Source organism: Micromonospora sp. NPDC093277, from assembly GCF_044765245.1.
Taxonomy (GTDB): domain Bacteria; phylum Actinomycetota; class Actinomycetes; order Mycobacteriales; family Micromonosporaceae; genus Micromonospora.
Genome location: NZ_JBIWJO010000001.1, coordinates 781,825 through 797,738 on the forward strand (window position 1 = coordinate 781,825; position 15,914 = coordinate 797,738).

General features: G+C 73.4%; 13 protein-coding genes. 7 read left to right on the forward strand and 6 right to left on the reverse strand.

Translation table 11 applies throughout. The features are described from left to right. Nucleotides 1–7: 7 nt before the first annotated feature. On the forward strand, nt 8–1,180 hold the full coding sequence (gene ispG, locus ACIRG9_RS03605) for a flavodoxin-dependent (E)-4-hydroxy-3-methylbut-2-enyl-diphosphate synthase (RefSeq protein WP_402849537.1): 1,173 nt from the start codon (nt 8–10) through the stop codon (nt 1,178–1,180). A 71-nt stretch (nt 1,181–1,251) separates the two neighbouring features. Here ispG and ACIRG9_RS03610 read toward each other — a convergent pair whose 3' ends face one another. Next, nucleotides 1,252–1,938 carry a winged helix-turn-helix transcriptional regulator gene (locus ACIRG9_RS03610; protein WP_402849540.1) on the reverse strand — a complete coding sequence of 229 codons (687 nt, stop codon included), beginning with the start codon at nt 1,936–1,938 and terminating at the stop codon, nt 1,252–1,254. Between the two features lie 129 nt (nt 1,939–2,067). On the opposite strand from ACIRG9_RS03610, the gene ACIRG9_RS03615 reads away from it, so the two are divergent. Beyond that, complete coding sequence (locus ACIRG9_RS03615; protein ID WP_402849543.1) at nt 2,068–2,886, forward strand: class I SAM-dependent methyltransferase; 819 nt, start codon at nt 2,068–2,070, stop codon at nt 2,884–2,886. Nucleotides 2,887–2,994: 108 nt separating this feature from the next. Here ACIRG9_RS03615 and ACIRG9_RS03620 read toward each other — a convergent pair whose 3' ends face one another. After that, on the reverse strand, nt 2,995–3,573 hold the full coding sequence (locus tag ACIRG9_RS03620; RefSeq protein WP_402849546.1) for a PadR family transcriptional regulator: 579 nt from the start codon (nt 3,571–3,573) through the stop codon (nt 2,995–2,997). Nucleotides 3,574–3,692: 119 nt separating this feature from the next. On the opposite strand from ACIRG9_RS03620, the gene ACIRG9_RS03625 reads away from it, so the two are divergent. The 4 genes from ACIRG9_RS03625 to ACIRG9_RS03640 all read left to right on the forward strand — a co-directional run bounded on the left by ACIRG9_RS03625 (nt 3,693) and on the right by ACIRG9_RS03640 (nt 9,680). Beyond that, a complete protein-coding gene (locus tag ACIRG9_RS03625) occupies nt 3,693–4,916 on the forward strand; it encodes an MFS transporter (RefSeq protein ID WP_402849549.1) in 1,224 nt (407 codons plus the stop codon). An 88-nt stretch (nt 4,917–5,004) separates the two neighbouring features. Next, nucleotides 5,005–5,844 carry a GNAT family N-acetyltransferase gene (locus tag ACIRG9_RS03630; RefSeq protein WP_402849552.1) on the forward strand — a complete coding sequence of 280 codons (840 nt, stop codon included), beginning with the start codon at nt 5,005–5,007 and terminating at the stop codon, nt 5,842–5,844. Between the two features lie 112 nt (nt 5,845–5,956). Continuing rightward, nucleotides 5,957–6,094: a hypothetical protein gene (locus tag ACIRG9_RS03635; RefSeq protein ID WP_402849555.1), complete on the forward strand. Its 138-nt coding sequence runs from the start codon at nt 5,957–5,959 to the stop codon at nt 6,092–6,094. An 88-nt stretch (nt 6,095–6,182) separates the two neighbouring features. Beyond that, entirely contained in the window at nt 6,183–9,680 is a 3,498-nt protein-coding gene (locus tag ACIRG9_RS03640) for an ATP-binding cassette domain-containing protein (protein WP_402849558.1), read from the forward strand. Nucleotides 9,681–9,836: 156 nt separating this feature from the next. Here ACIRG9_RS03640 and ACIRG9_RS03645 read toward each other — a convergent pair whose 3' ends face one another. The 4 genes from ACIRG9_RS03645 to ACIRG9_RS03660 all read right to left on the reverse strand — a co-directional run bounded on the left by ACIRG9_RS03645 (nt 9,837) and on the right by ACIRG9_RS03660 (nt 14,113). Continuing rightward, nucleotides 9,837–10,904 carry an NADH:flavin oxidoreductase/NADH oxidase gene (locus tag ACIRG9_RS03645; RefSeq protein ID WP_402849561.1) on the reverse strand — a complete coding sequence of 356 codons (1,068 nt, stop codon included), beginning with the start codon at nt 10,902–10,904 and terminating at the stop codon, nt 9,837–9,839. A gap of 98 nt (nt 10,905–11,002) precedes the next feature. Further along, nucleotides 11,003–12,298: a dicarboxylate/amino acid:cation symporter gene (locus ACIRG9_RS03650; protein ID WP_402850253.1), complete on the reverse strand. Its 1,296-nt coding sequence runs from the start codon at nt 12,296–12,298 to the stop codon at nt 11,003–11,005. A 236-nt stretch (nt 12,299–12,534) separates the two neighbouring features. Then, nucleotides 12,535–13,155 carry a DUF998 domain-containing protein gene (locus ACIRG9_RS03655; RefSeq protein WP_402849564.1) on the reverse strand — a complete coding sequence of 207 codons (621 nt, stop codon included), beginning with the start codon at nt 13,153–13,155 and terminating at the stop codon, nt 12,535–12,537. Beyond that, nucleotides 13,148–14,113, reverse strand: a complete 966-nt coding sequence (locus tag ACIRG9_RS03660; protein ID WP_402849567.1) for a glutathione S-transferase family protein — start codon at nt 14,111–14,113, stop codon at nt 13,148–13,150. Before ACIRG9_RS03660 ends, ACIRG9_RS03655 begins: the two co-directional genes overlap by 8 nt. A gap of 103 nt (nt 14,114–14,216) precedes the next feature. Between ACIRG9_RS03660 and pcaF the strand changes: the two genes are divergently transcribed. Next, nucleotides 14,217–15,416, forward strand: coding sequence for a 3-oxoadipyl-CoA thiolase (gene pcaF / locus ACIRG9_RS03665; protein ID WP_402849570.1), 1,200 nt, complete (start codon nt 14,217–14,219; stop codon nt 15,414–15,416). The last annotated feature ends 498 nt before the right edge of the window (nt 15,417–15,914 follow it).

Sequence of the window (15,914 nt, forward strand, 5' to 3'; positions counted from 1 at the left end):
GCCTGAAGTGACCGCTGTCAGTCTCGGGATGCCTCCCGTACCACCGCCGCCGCTCGCCCCCCGCCGGACCAGCCGCCAGATCATGGTCGGCTCGGTACCGGTCGGTGGGGGTGCGCCGGTCTCGGTGCAGTCGATGACCACCACCCTGACCGCCGATGTCAACGCGACGCTCCAGCAGATCGCCGAGCTGACCGCGTCCGGCTGCCAGATCGTCCGGGTCGCCGTGCCGTCCCAGGACGACGTTGAGGCGCTGCCGGCGATCGCGAAGAAGTCGCAGATCCCGGTGATCGCCGACATCCACTTCCAACCGAAGTACGTCTTCGCCGCCATCGAGGCCGGCTGTGCGGCGGTCCGGGTGAACCCGGGCAACATCCGGCAGTTCGACGACAAGGTCAAGGAGATCGCGAAGGCCGCCGGTGACGCCGGCGTGCCGATCCGGATCGGCGTCAACGCCGGTTCGCTGGACAAGCGGCTCCTGACCAAGTACGGCAAGGCCACCGCCGAGGCGCTGGTCGAGTCGGCGCTCTGGGAGTGCTCGCTGTTCGAGGAACACGGCTTCCGGGACATCAAGATCTCGGTCAAGCACAACGACCCGGTGGTGATGATCCGGGCGTACCGACAGCTCGCCGAGAAGTGCGACTACCCGCTGCACCTGGGCGTGACCGAGGCCGGCCCGGCCTTCCAGGGCACCATCAAGTCGGCCGTGGCGTTCGGCGCGCTGCTGGCCGAGGGCATCGGTGACACCATCCGGGTCTCGCTCTCCGCCCCGCCGGTCGAGGAGATCAAGGTCGGCAACCAGATCCTGGAGTCGCTGGGCCTGCGCGAGCGGGGCCTGGAGATCGTCTCCTGCCCGTCCTGCGGTCGCGCCCAGGTCGATGTCTACAAGCTGGCCGAGGAGGTCACCGCCGGTCTGGAGGGGCTGCCGGTGCCGCTGCGCGTCGCCGTCATGGGCTGCGTGGTGAACGGCCCGGGCGAGGCCCGCGAGGCCGACCTCGGGGTGGCCTCCGGCAACGGCAAGGGCCAGATCTTCGTCAAGGGCCAGGTCATCAAGACCGTGCCCGAGAGCCAGATCGTGGAGACGCTGATCGAGGAGGCGCTGCGGCTCGCCGACGAGATGGGCGCGGAGATCCCCGAGGATCTGCGTGACCTGGTCCCCGGCGCCACGGTCACCGTGCACTGACCGAAGAACCGCCACGGCGTGCGGCTGCCCGCTCGGGGCAGCCGCACGTGTCGTTTCGGTCGGGTCCGGGATCACACCGGCGTTGCCGGCCTGGGCACCGCGGCGAACTCGGAGAGCGTGAACCACCGGGGCAGGGCCCGCCGGAGCGCCTCCGGGCCGGCAACCTCGACCGCGCCGCCGCGCAGTGCCGCCGGCCAGCTCAGGTCGCCCAGCCAGACCTGCACCAGGGCCCGCAGGTCGGCGTGCACCGCCACCGTCACGCCGTGGCCGGGGTCCACGTCGCAGACGTCGGCCTCCCCGCTGTCGATGACGAGCCACCAGTCCCGCAAGCCGGCCGGCACGTCACGGAAGCGGAAGTGGACGACCGTCCGTTCCTGCGGGACGGCGCGGTGGTCGACGTGGCGGTGCATGTCCCACAACAGCAGCTTCGGGTCCAGGTCCGCCTCGCCCAGCTCGCCGATCCAGCGGACCCCCCACGCGCCGAGCGCCTCGAGCACCGGCCGTAGCTCCCGTCCCGCCTGGGTCGGGACGTACCGTACGTCGGCGCCGTCGACGTGCCGCTCCACGACGCCGGCCCGGACGAGCTGGTGCAGCCGCCGGGACAGCAGGGTGGGCGACATCCGGGGCAGGCCGCGGCGCAGCTCGTTGAACCGCTCGGACCCGCTCACCAGTTCCCGGACGACGAGCAGCGTCCAGCGCTCGTCGAGCAGCTCCATGGCCTTCGCGACCGGGCAGAACTGATGGTAGGAGGCCCCCATGGCCGGCACGCTACGCCGCCGCGGTGGGCCGGACCACGAGCTTGTCGGGTCCGGTACAGATCTCGTACTAGGGCGCTGGTTCGCCGCTGCCTACCGTCCGTTTCAAAGGGACGAGGCAGAGGAGCAGTCATGATTGACGTGGAGCGGGACGGGGCCGTGAAGGCCAGGCACCGGCAGATGTGGGCGCTGGGCAGCTACGCCGCGGTCGCCGCGGAGGTCATTCCGGAGCTGGGCGCGACCCTGGTACGGGCGGCCGGCGTCGGCCCCGGCGACCGGGTGTTGGACGTGGCCGCCGGCACCGGCAACGCGGCCATCCCGGCGGCCCTGGCCGGGGCCAGCGTGGTGGCCAGTGACCTGACCCCGGAACTGCTGGAGATCGGGCGAGCGCTCGCCGTGGAGCGCGGCGCCCAACTGGAATGGCAGCAGGCCGACGCCGAGGCGCTCCCGTACGCGGACGGTGAGTTTGACCGGGTCCTTTCCTGCGTGGGCGTGATGTTCGCGCCCCGGCATCAGGCCGGCGCCGATGAACTGGTCCGGGTCTGCCGGCCGGGCGGCACGGTCGGCCTGGTCAACTGGACGCCCGAGGGATTCATCGGGCAGATGTTCGCCAGCATGAGGCCGTACGCCCCACCGCCGCCGCCCGGCGCGCAGCCCCCGCCGCTCTGGGGCAGTGAGGAGCACGTCCGCGCGCTGCTCGGGAACCGGGTCACCGACGTCGTCACCCGCCGTCAGACGGTCACGGTGGACCGCTTCACCAGCCCGGAGGCGTTCCGCGACTTCTTCAAGGCCCACTACGGGCCGACGATCGCGGCGTACCGGGCGATCGCCGGTGACCCCGAGCGGGTCGCCGCCCTCGATCGGGACCTGGCCGACCTGGCGCGGCGGTATCTCGAGGCCGGGGTGATGCGGTGGGAGTATCTGCTCGTCACCGCCCGCCGGTGCGGCTGATGTTCGCCCGACCCATCCAGGCGCTGATGGCCGGCTGACCGCGCGCCGGTGCCGGCAGGGAGGCCCGTGGGCCACCCTGCCGGGCGTACCGGGCAGGTTGGACTGTGTTCACTCGGATTCGGCGAGGATGGCGTAGAGCTTGCGGCGGGTCTCGTCGAGCACCTGGGCGGCGCGTTCCCGCTGGTCGTCCGTGCCGGTCATCATCACCTGGCGCAGCGCGTGCATGGCCTGGGCGCCGGCGTCGCGGATGTCGTGCCAGCTGTTCACGGTCGTCTCGGCGAATGCCGCCCACGGCGGGTTCTGTGCCGCCGTGGCCGCCTCGTCGCGGCCCTGCTCGGTGAGGGCGAACCGCTTCCGCCCGCCGTCGGAGTCCGCGGCGGCGGCGATGACGCCCTCGTCCTCCAGCAGTTGCAGGGTGGGGTAGACCGACCCGGGGCTGGGCCGCCAGGCCCCGCCGGTCCGGGAGTCGATCTCCTGGATCATCTCGTAGCCGTGCATCGGCCGCTCGGTGAGCAGGGCCAGCACCGCGCCGCGCACGTTGGGCCGGCGTCCGCGCCCGCGACCCCGACCACCCCGGCCGTGACCGTGGCCGTGCGGGCCACCGGGCGGGAACGGCGGTACGGGCGGGAAGCCGAAGCCGCGCATCCGTTGCTCGTGCATCTCGTGCAGTCGTCGATGGAAACCCATCGGTCCTCCTTGGTTGTCCTATCACTGATACGTCGACGATATATCGGAAATGCATCGTCGACAAGGCGGCGGGCGGAGCGGGGCAACAAACCGTACGTACGTCTTGCTATGGTGTCGGCGTGCGCCTACTTCCCGAACCGGGTCCGGCCCGGATTCTCGCCATCTCCACGCTGGTCAACACCGTCGGCCGGGGCACCTGGCTGACCGTCAGCGCGCTCTTCCTGACCCGTTCGGTGGGGCTGACCGTGACCCAGGTCGGCGTCGCCCTCACCGTCACCGCCCTGGTCAGCCTGGTGGCGAGCACTCCGATGGGCTACCTCGCCGACCGGTACGGCCCGCGCGGGATGCAGCTCGCCGCGCTGCTCGCCTCCGCCGTGTTCACCGCCGCCCTGGTGGCCGTCCGGTCCTTCGCGGCGTTCCTCGCGGTCGGCGTGCTGATGGCGGTCGCCGACGCGGTCACCCGAGGCGCCCGGGGCGCCCTGATCGCCGGGGCGGTCCCGCCCGACCAGCGGGTCCGGACCCGGGCCTGGCTGCGCGCGGTCACCAATGTCGGGATCTCCGTCGGGGCGGTGGCCGCCGGCATCGGCATCGCCGCCGACACCCGCCCGGCCTATGTGACGCTGATCCTGCTCGACGCGGTGAGCTACCTGGGCGCCGCCGCGATCCTGTTCCGGCTGCCCGCGCTGCCGCCGGTGGCCGCGCCAGCGCACGGCCCGCGCCTGATCGCGCTGCGGGACCACCCGTTCCTCGCCTTCACCGTGCTCGACGGGCTGATGTCCATGCACTTCGGGCTGATCAACATCGCCCTGCCGCTGTGGATCGCCGAGCACACCGCCGCGCCGCGCTGGCTGATCTCGGGCTGCCTGCTCGTCAACACCGTGATGGTCGTGCTCTTCCAGGTCCGTGCCTCGCGGGGCACCGAGGAACTGGCCGGGGCGGCCCGCGCCGCTCGGCGGGCCGGCGCAGTGATCGCGGTCGCCTGCCTGCTCTTCGCGGCCAGCGGCGGGGTGCCCGCCCCGGTCGCCGTCGCGCTGCTGCTGGCCGGGTCGCTGGTGCACGTGGTGGGAGAACTGTGGCACGCCGCGGCCGGCTGGGGCGTCTCGTTCGGGCTCGCCCCCGCCCACGCGCAAGGCCAGTACCAGGGCGCGTACGCGATGGGCATGCAGCTCGGCTCGATGGTGGCGCCGGTGGTGCTGACCACTTTGGCGGTTGGCTGGGGCGTACCGGGCTGGGTGCTGCTCGGGGTCCTGTTTCTCCTGCTCGGGGCGTTGGTGCCGCCGGTGGTGGCGTGGGCCGGACGGACCCGTCCGGCCGAGATGTCCGCTCCGGTTCCGGTCGGCTGAGTCGCCACTCGGTAACCGGTCCGCGATCCCCGTCGGGGTCCGCAGGTCGGCCCGCGCGCCGTGGGTCGCATCTGGCAGGCTGGTATCCGTGCTCACCGTGCCCGTACGCCAACTGGGGGAGTCCGAGCGCCGCGCGGTCGAACGGCTGCTCGACCTCGACCCGTTCGGCGGTGCGCAGGTCGCGGAGCGGGTGGCCGCCCGAGGGCTGGCCTGGTGGCGGGCCGAGGGGCGGATTCTGGGCTATGGCGCGCGGCGCAACCTGGAGTCGATCTGCTGGCTGGGCGGCAACCTGACCCCGGTGCTCGCCACGGAACCCGCGGTGGCCGCCTTCGCCGACCTGCTGAGCACCGAGGAACGGCTCTGCTCCTCGATCGTCGGGCGGGCCGACGCGGTGCTCGGGCTCTGGGACCGCCTCTCCGCGTACTGGGGGCCGGCCCGGGACGTACGCCCCAACCAGCCGCTGCTGGCCACGGACGCGCTGCCCGCCGTGGCGGCCGACCCGGAGGTGCGCCGGGTGCGTGGCGGTGAGGTCGACCGGTTGTTCCCGGCCGCGGTGGCGATGTACACCGAGGAGGTCGGGGTCTCGCCACTGGCCGAGGACGGCGGGCGCGGCTACCGGCGGCGGGTGGCCGACCTGGTCCGCGCGGGCCGGGCCTACGCCCGGTTCGTGGACGGCAAGGTGATCTTCAAGGCCGAGCTGGCAGTGGTGACCCGGCGGACCGCCCAGGTGCAGGGGGTGTGGGTGGCGCCGGAGTGGCGGGGTCGGGGGATCGCCACCGCGGCGATGGCGGCGGTGGTACGCGACGCCCTGGTCCAGGTCGCCCCCACGGTCAGCCTCTACGTCAACGACTTCAACCTGCCCGCCCGGCGGGTCTACGAGCGCTGCGGGTTCCGCCCGGTCGGCACCCTCGCCACCGTGCTCTTCTGAGTCGGTCGACCGGCGGCATGGCCGGGATTACGCCCTGCTGAATTGCGCCGAACCGGACGGCCGGCTCGCCGCCCTCGCCCTGCTGAGCGGCGACCTCCCCGCCGACCTGGACGTGCGCACGGCCAGCTCGGCGCTGTTCGGCGTGGGCCTGGTGGTGGCCGTGGACTGGCTGGTCTTCCAGCCGGACCGGCCGATCGAGGAGGTGCGGGAGGTGCTGCTCGGCATCGTTCGCCGGGTCGCCCAGGCGTGAACCGCGGGTAAATCGTTTGAGCCGTCGCGGCCGGAGCGGAAGGCTGGAGGCACCGCCCCCATGCCGACCCGAGTCCGGAGGACTGTCCATGCGCCTGCTCCGCGACCTCTGGGCCACCGCACCGCGTCGGATGGCGGTAGTCCTCCTGCTCATCGCGCTCGGCGCCGGCGGCCAGGCGGCCGCGTCCGCGCTGGCCGGGCCGGTGCTGGTGCACCGTTCGAGCGGCTGGTTCACCGCCCTGGCCGTGGCGCTGGTCGCGGTCGTGGCCAGCGACCTGCTCATCGGGCTGCTGATGGCCGGCCTCACCGCCGACTGGTCCGCCGACGTACGCCGCCGGCTGTGCCGGGTGGCGCTCGGGCAGGATCTGCCCACCCTGGAGACCACGCCGGTCGGTGAGCTGCTCGACCGGATCGACAACGACGTCTACCAGGTCGCCGCCGAGATGCGGAACACCGGCGTACGCCTGGCCCAGGGGCTCGCCGTCTGCCTGCTCGCCACGGTCAGCGCCCTGTTCGTCTGGTGGCCGGCCGGCGTAGGGATGGTCCTGGTGACCGCCCTGCTCGGCGTGGTGCTGCGCCGGCCCACCGCCCGGATCGCCCCGGCCCGGATGGCCGAGGAGGAGGCGTGGTCCGACCTGGCCGCCGTGATGGAGGAGGCGGTGCACGGCCAGGACGACGTGCGGACCAGCCTGGCCCGGCCGTACGTGCTGCGGCTGTACGCCCGCCGGGCCGCCGAGGTGATCGCCCGGGGCGGCCGGGTGTTCCGGCTGTCCGCCAAGGTGACCGCCCTCGCCGCCGGCGGGATCCGGGTCGGCATCGCCGCCGTCGTCCTCGCCGGGGCCTGGGCGCTCACCACCGGCCGGGTCGACGGCGCCCGGCTCACCGCCATCTGGCTGCTCGCCCTCGCCTTCGGCGCGACCGTCGAGCACATCGCCCGCTGGGTGCCGCACCTGCAGTACGCGCTCGGCGCCTGGGCCCGGGTGCAACTGCTCTCCGGTGCCCGGCAGGAACCCGCCGGCGGGGCCACCCCGGACGACGGGGACCTGACCGTACGCGGGCTCACCTTCCGCTACCCCGCCACGGGGGACGATCGCGGGCCGGCGCTGCGCGACGTCCGGCTCACCTTCGCCCGGGGCCGGTCGTACGCCCTGGTCGGGCGGACCGGGTCGGGCAAGTCGACCCTGGCCAAGGTGCTCACCCGGGCCGTGGACGTGCCGCGCGGCACGGTCTTCCTCGGCGACACCGACCTGGTCGACCTGGACGTCGAGGCGCTGCGCCGGTGGATCGCGGTGGTTCCCCAACGCACCGAGATCCTCGCCGGCACGCTGGCCGAGAACGTCGCGCTCTTCGACCCGGACCTGCTCGACGACGCCACCCGGGCGCTGGAGGAGCTGGGCCTGGCCGGCTGGATCGCCGAACTGCCCGACGGGGTGCACACGAAGCTGGGCGAGGGCGGGCAGGCGCTCTCCGCCGGCCAGGAACAGCTCGTGGCGTTCGCGCGGATCCTGGTCCGGGACCCGCACGTGGTGATCCTCGACGAGGCCACCGCCCGGCTCGACCCGGTCACCGAGACCCGGGTACGCGAGGCGACCGAACGCCTGCTCGCCGACCGGATCGGCATCGTCATCGCGCACCGGCTCTCCTCGGTGCGCCGCTGCGACGAGGTCGTGGTGATGGCCGACGGGGCGGTGCTGGAGGCGGGCCCGCTGCGCGAGTCGACCCGCTTCGCCGAACTGCTCGCGACCAGCCACGCCAGCGCGTACGCCGGTGCCGGTGGCCGGCGCGGTGGAGTGGAGCTGCTGGACGGGCCCGGCGAGGCCTGGCCCGACGGGCCGCCGGAACCGACCGCGCCGACCACCGTCCCGCGCCAGGCCGCGGTGCCGCCGGCCGAGCCGCCACCGGTGCCCCCCGCGCCCGCCGTGCGGACCCTGCGGGAGATCCTCCGGCTGGGCACCAACGACCCCCGGTACGGCCTGGTCTCCGTCACGTTCTTCATCGTGATGACCCTGCTCGGGCTGGACGGCTCGGTGCTGCCCTGGCTCTGGGCCGAGGTGATCGGCGGGGGCGACCCGTGGCTGCCGGCGCTCGGCATTGTCGTCGCACTGCTGGTCGTGCTGCCGCTGCCGTACCTGACCAACCTGTGGTTCCCGCAGTGGTGGATCCGGCAGATGCTGCGGATCAGCCTGCGGCTGGTGCACGGGCAGACCGGAGCCCGGCGGGTCAGCAAGCACACCCCCGCCGAGGTGGTGGCTCAGGGCGGCGACACCGATCGGGTGGTGCAGCTCGCCGACAACCTGATGGACCAGTTCATCTCGCTGGCCATCATGATCACGATGACCCTGGTGACCGGCAGCTTCGTGCCCGCGCTGTTCTTCCTCGGCACCATGGTGGTCTCCGGGCTGGCGGCCATGCTGTTCGCGTCCCGCCTGGAACGCACCGCCCGCGGCACCGTCAAGGCCCGGGCAGCGTTCGCCACCGCGCTGGTCTCCTCGCTCTCCGCCGCCCGTACGGTGAAGCTCGCCGGCGCCACCCGGCCGGTGCTGGACCACCTCGCGACACTGGACACGGTCCGCAGCGACCGGCAGCGGCGGGAGATCGTCATGCAGGTGTGGGCGCGGTCCACCCCGTCGATGGCCAGCGGGCTGCTGCCGATCGGGGCGTGGGCGCTCTACCTGGCCGGCGGGCTCTCCGCCGGGGCGGCCCTGGTGGCGGTCTCGACGCTCGGTGCGGCCCGCTGGTTTGCCTGGACCACCGCGGCGCTGGTCTCGCAGTATCCGTCGGCGCAGGTGTGGACCCGGCGGACCGTGGCGATGACCGGGGTGGCCACGTACTCGGCGGAGGTAGCCGGGGTGGACCTGGCCGCGGGCCACGCCCCGGCGCCCGAGCCGCCGGTCCGGCACCCGTTGCGCAGGCTGGAACTGGCCGGATTCGGCGCGCTGCACTCCGACGGCGTTCACGCGGTCCGGGACGTCGACCTCACCGTCGAGCGGGGACAACTGGTGCTCGTGGTGGGTCCGGTCGGCTCGGGCAAGTCGTCGCTGCTGCGCGCCCTGGCCGGGATCGTCCACCACACCGGCACGCTGCACTGGAACGGCGAGCCGGTCACCGAGCCGGAGCTGTTCCTCCGCCCCAACCAGGTCGGGTACGTCGGCCAGTTGCCCCGGGTCCTCTCCGGCACGGTCGCCGACAACATCGCGCTCGGGCACCAGGTGGATGCCGCCGGCGCGGTGTCGACCGCCCAACTCGACCACGATCTGGCCACTGCGGGCGGCGGGCTCGGGCTGCTCATCGGGCACAAGGGCACCCGACTCTCCGGCGGACAGCTCCAGCGGCTGGCGCTGGCCCGGGCGCTGGCGCCGCGTACCGAGCTGCTGGTCGCCGACGACGTGTCGTCCGCGCTGGACGTCACCACCGAGCTGGCGCTCTGGGCGGCGCTGCGCGAGCACGGGGTGACGGTGGTCGGGTCGACCTCCAAGCGGGCCGCGCTGGTCCGGGCGGACCACGTGGTGGTGCTGGTCGACGGGGCGGTGGCCGCGCAGGGCCCGTGGCGCGACCTGGAGGCCGACTGGACCCACCTGGCCGGCTGACCCACCCCCTGTCCGCCCCCGCACCCCTCCCCGCCACCCCGGGGACGACAGTGGTTGATCATGAGGTTAGCGCCGCGACACGCCGACGCGGAGGGGTGCCAACCTCATGATCAACACCGCCGGCCGATGGGGCCCGGTGGGGGGGTGGGGGGGTGGTCAGGAGGCGCGGGTGTATTGGTTGGGCCAGTGGGGGGTGGCGCCGAGCTTGGCGGCGGCGCGGCGCGGCCAGTACGGGTCGCGCAGCAGTTCCCGGCCGAGCAGCACCAGGTCGGCCTCGCCGCCGGCGACGATCTGCTCGGCCTGCTCCGGCTCCACGATCAGGCCGACCGCGCCGGTCGGCACGCCCGTCTCGCGGCGGATCCGCGCGGCCAGCGGCACCTGGTAGCCGGGGCCGACCGGGATGCTCGCCCCGGCCGAGGCGCCGCCGGAGGAGGTGTCCACCAGGTCCACACCGGCTGCGGCCAGCTCGCCGGCGAGCACCACGCTGTCCTCGACGGTCCAGCCGCCGTCCACCCAGTCGGTGGCGGAGATCCGGGTGAGCACCGGCACCGCCTCGCCGACGGTGGCGCGGACCGCGCGGGCCACCTCCAGGGTGAGCCGCATCCGGCCGGTCCGGTCGCCGCCGTACGTGTCGGTGCGGCGGTTGGTCAACGGGGAGAGGAACTCGTGCAGCAGGTAACCGTGCGCGGCGTGGATCTCGACCGCCTGGAAGCCGGCGTCCAACGCCCGCCCGGCGGCGACGGTGAACGCCTCGACCACCCCGGCGATTCCGGCCCCGTCGAGTGCGGTCGGCCGCCGGTGGTCGGGCTGGAACGGCTCGCTACCGGGGCCGACCGGCGTCCAGCCGCCCTCGGCGTCCGGCACGCCGCCCCGGTGCCCGGCCCACGGCCGGTACGTCGACGCCTTGAACCCGGCGTGCGCGAGCTGCACGGCCGGCACCGCCCCCTGAGCGGCGACGAACGCGGTGATCGGCCGCCACGCGTCGACGTGCGCGCCCGACCAGAGCCCGGTGTCCTGCGGGCTGATCCGCCCCTCGGGGACCACCGCGGTGGCCTCGGTGATGATCAGCCCGGTCCCGCCGACCGCGCGGGAGCCGAGGTGGATCCGGTGCCAGTCGGTGGGCAGGCCGTCGGGGCCGGCGCTGTACTGGCACATCGGTGCCAGCGCGACCCGGTTGGGCAGGGTGACGTCGCGCAGGGCGAGCGGGGTGAACAGGGCACTCATGAGGTGATCCTCCAGGCGGGGGCGACGAGAAGCTCATGGACGTGCTTCGGGTGCGTCTCCGGTCGTCGGAGCGACCGGAAACGCACCCGAAGGGGGGCTCAGGCCGGGACCGGTGCCAGCTCGTCGGAGCGGGTCGGCCGGGGCTCGTCGACGTCGACCAGGTCGCGCTTTCCGGCCGAGTCGTACGCGGACCGGTCGAGGGTGCCCTCGCGGGCGGCGACGATGGTCGGCACGAGCGCCTGGCCGGCCACGTTGGTGGCGGTGCGGATCATGTCGAGGATCGGGTCGATCGCGAGCAGCAGGCCGGCGCCGGCCAGCGGCAGGCCCAGCGTGCTCAGGGTCAGGGTGAGCATCACGATCGCGCCGGTCAGGCCGGCGGTGGCCGCCGAGCCGACCACCGAGACGAAGGCGATCAGCAGATAGTCGGTGACGCCCAGGTGCACCCCGAAGACCTGCGCCACGAAGATCGCCGCCAGGGCCGGGTAGATCGCGGCGCAGCCGTCCATCTTCGTGGTGGCGCCGAACGGCACCGCGAAGGAGGCGTACTCGCGGGGGACGCCGAGCCGCTCGACCGAGCGCTGGGTCACCGGCATGGTGCCCACCGAGGAGCGCGAGACGAAGGCCAGCTCGATGGCGGGCCAGGCGCCGGCGAAGAAGCGCACCGGGTTGAGCCGGCCGGCGGCCACCAGCAGCAGCGGGTAGACCACGAAGAGGACGATCGCGCAGCCGACGTAGACGGCGGTGGTGAACTTGGCGAGCGGTGCCAGCAGGTCCCAGCCGTACGAGGCGACGGCGTTGCCGATCAGGCCGAGCGTGCCGATCGGGGCGAGCCGGATGACCCACCAGAGGGCCTTCTGCACGATGGCCAGCAGCGAGCGGTTGAGCGCCACGAATGGCTCGGCGGCCTCGCCGATCAGCATGGCGGCGGCACCCACCACCAGGGCGAGGAAGACGATCTGGAGGACGTTGCCCTCCACGAACGCGCCGACCGGGTTGGTCGGGACGATGCCGGTGAGGAAGTCGGTCCAGGAGCCGGCCTTCTTCGGCGCGCTGGCGCCGGCCAGGTCGAGCGTGACGCCCTTGCCGGGGTCGGTGAGCAGGCCGACGCCGATGCCGATGCTCACCGCGATCAGCGCGGTGATGCCGAACCAGAGCAGCGTCTTCAGCGCCAGCCGGGCGGCGTTGGCCACGCCGCGCAGGCTGACCACGCTGACCACGATGGCGGTGAAGACGAGCGGCGGCACGGCCAGCTTGAGGAGCTGGACGAAGAGGTGGCCGACGGTGTCGAGGGTGCTGGTCAGCCAGGCGATGTCGTTGGCGCGGGCGAGGAAGCCGAGCGCGACGCCGAGTACGAGGCCGAGCAGGATCTGCAGGGAGAAGGGAGACTTGCGCAGGGCGGAAGCCATGAGGACGTCCAAGTCTGGTGGAGGTGAACGGGGCAGCGTCAGGAGAGCGGCTGCGCCGGACAGATGCCGCTGGCCTGCCGTCGAAGGTCGACGTACAGGCGAACGGTGAGGTTCCAGACATTGGTCATCGCCCGGTGAGGATACCCCCGACCGATGCCCGGGTGGAAGGAGCGATGCCCGTGACGATCCTTACAAGGCCGGTTCACCGGCCGGTGAACCGATCGTCACGATCGGCGGGCCAGGCCGAGGACAGTCGCGGTGGCCAGGCCCCAACCGGCGGCGACCAGCAGCAGCAACCGTTCCAGCACCCCCACCACGCTGCCGCGCCCCACCATCAGCATGGCCAGGGCGATCGCCGCGGACAGCGGCAGGGCCAGCGCCGCGCCGACCCGGGCCGCCCGGCGCAGCGGCGGGCCCGCCGCCGGGATGACGACGAGGACCAGCATCGCGAAGACCACCGCGGCGGTGGCCGCCACGCTCGACCCGCCGTGCACCAGGTCGGCCACGGTGGCCGCCTCGAACGGCGGCAGCGGGCAGCCGGCGCTGCACGTCACCGCGCCGGAGAGCGCCGTGCAGCCACCGCCGACGGCGAGCAGCGCCGCCGCCGGTTCCAGCACCTGGGGCAGCGCCACCGCGAGCAGCAGCAGCGCCGCCGCCAGCGCGAACACCCCGATCCGGTACGCCCCGGCGTACCCGCTGTCGGTGATGCCGGCCTCGCTGACGTACCCGGTCAGACCCGGACCTGGACCGGCGACCACGGCGAACGTCACCGCGGCCGTGCCGCCCACCACGCAGCCGGCGGCGGCCGACGCCGCGACGGCCCGGCCGACGCCCGGCTCAGCCACGCCCGTGCGGCGTGGTCCAACCGTCCAGGTCCGGACCGAGCGGCACGATCCGGGTCGGGTTGATCATCTCGTGGGTGGCGTAGTAGTGCCGCTTGATGTGGTCGAAGTCCACGGTCTCGCCGAAGCCGGGGGTCTGGAACAGATCCCGGGCGTACGCCCAGAGCACCGGCATCTCGGTGAGCTTCTGCCGGTTGCACTTGAAGTGCCCGTGGTACGCCACGTCGAAGCGGACCAGCGTGGTGAAGAGCCGCACGTCGGCCTCGGTGATCGAGTCGCCCATCAGGAAGCGCCGCCCGGACAACCGCTCCGACAGCGCGTCCAGCCGGGCGAAGAGCGTCGTGTACGCCTCGTCGTACGCCTCCTGGGAGGTGGCGAAGCCGCACCGGTACACCCCGTTGTTGACGTCCCGGTGGACCTCCGCCATCAGCGCGTCCATCTCCGGACGTAGCTCGACCGGGTAGAGGTCCGGCGCGCCCGGCTTGTGGAACCGCCGCCACTCGGTGATCAGGTCCAGGGTGAGCTGCGGATAGTCGTTGGTCACCACCCGCCCCGTCCGGGTGTCGACCAGCGCCGGCACGGTCACCCGCCCCTGGTAGTCCGGGTCGGTCGCCAGATACGCCTCGGAAAGGAAGCTGATCCCCAGCACCGGGTCGAAGCCGTCCTCGTCGAGGGCGAACCGCCAGCCCCGCTCGTCGCGGATCGGATCGACGGTGCCCAGCGAGATCACGTCCTCCAGGCCGAGCAGGCTGCGCACGATCCGGGCCCGGTGCGCCCACGGGCAGGCCCGGCACCAGATCAGCCGGTACCGGCCGGCCTCCAGCGGCCAGCGGTCCTGCTCGTCGGGGCCGCCGCCCTCGGGCGAGGTGGAGTGCGGGGTGACCCGACCGGTGAACCGGTTGGGCTGGCGGACGAACGCGCCGCCGCCGGAGTTCTCTGCGCCGAACTGAGCCCGAGCCATGCCGACAACCTATCCGCTCCGGGCGTGGATATCCTGGCGCCGGACGTCCCCGTGACCCGGCGGACGCCGCCAGCCCCTTCCCACCCCCGGAGGATGCGCGCCGATGACCGTGGCATATCTCGTGGCCGGAGTCCGTACCCCGATCGGCCGCTACGCCGGCGCCCTCGCCGGGGTGCGCCCCGACGATCTGGCCGCGCACGTGATCCGCGAACTGGTCGCCCGCCACCCGGCGGTCGACTGGGCCCGTACCGACGACGTCATCCTCGGCTGCGCCAACCAGGCCGGCGAGGACAACCGCAACGTGGCCCGGATGGCGGCGCTGCTCGGCGGGCTGCCCGAGGAGGTGCCGGGCACCACGGTCAACCGGCTCTGCGGCTCCGGCCTGGACGCCCTCGCCATGGCCGCCCGGTCGATCGTGGCCGGCGAGGCCGACCTGATGGTGGCCGGCGGAGTGGAGAGCATGAGCCGCGCCCCCTTCGTCATGCCGAAGGCGACCAGCGCGTTCTCCCGCACCGCCGAGGTCTACGACACCACCATCGGCTGGCGGCTGGTCAACCCGCTGATGAAGCGGAGCTGGGGCATCGACTCGATGCCGGAGACGGCGGAGAACGTCGCCGCCGACTTCGGCGTCGACCGGGCGGCGCAGGACGAGTTCGCGTACCGCTCCCAGCAGCGTGCCGCCAAGGCGCAGGCCGACGGCCGGCTGGCCGAGGAGATCGTGCCGGTGACCGTGCCGGCCGGCCGGCGCGAGACGAAGCTGGTCGAGGTCGACGAGCACCCCCGGGAGACCTCGCTGGAGAAGCTCGCCGCGTTGTCCACCCCGTTCCGCGAGGGTGGCACGGTGACCGCCGGCAACTCCTCCGGCGTCAACGACGGCGCGGTGGCGCTGCTGGTCGCCTCCGAGGCGGCCGTCTCCCGCTACGGCCTCACCCCGCTCGCCCGGGTGACCGGCGCGGCGGCGGCCGGCGTACCGCCCCGGATCATGGGGATCGGCCCGGTGCCGGCCACCCGCAAGCTGCTCGACCGGTACGGCCTCGGCCTGTCCGACCTCGACGTGATCGAGCTGAACGAGGCGTTCGCCGCCCAGTCCGTCGCAGTGCTGCGTGAGCTGGGGCTGCCCGAGGACGCCGAGCACGTCAACCCGAACGGCGGCGCGATCGCGCTCGGCCACCCGCTCGGCGCCAGCGGCGCCCGGCTGGCGCTCACCGCCGCGCTGGAACTGCGCCGCCGAGGCGGCCGGCGGGCCCTGGCCACCATGTGCATCGGCGTCGGGCAGGGCATCTCCCTGCTGCTGGAGGCGTAAGGAAGGGCCCCCTGTTAACGCTCGCGGTAGAGAAGGGTTCCCTTCTCACACCTGCATACGGGACCGGTGGGACGGGCGGGGTGCGGTGATGCTGGCGCAGACCCCGGGACGTGGTGGTGGCGCTGGGCTTGGCCGGGCGTCGTCGCACGCTTGCTGGTGTGAGCTTCCGCCGGTCTGTCCTTGATGGAGCGTCGGCGCGGGGTGTCCGGAGGGTACGGCGAACCGCCGTATCAGTGAGAGAGAGGTGGACACCCCGCGCCGTCGCAGGCCGGGCGTTGCCGAGCGCCCGGTGGTGGGCCCGTCGCGATCGGGCCTGGTCACTGGCTCAAGGATGCGGCCGGCGCACCCGGTGCGGCAACGTAATTAGCCGCGGTGACGTGACGCCCGGTCAGCACATGGGCGGAAGCTCTCCTCAGCGCCCTCACAGGCGGGATCGTGAACACTTCGGGTGTGGCGAATGCGTCGCGGGGGACCAGTCTGGGCGGCGGGCCTGTTGAT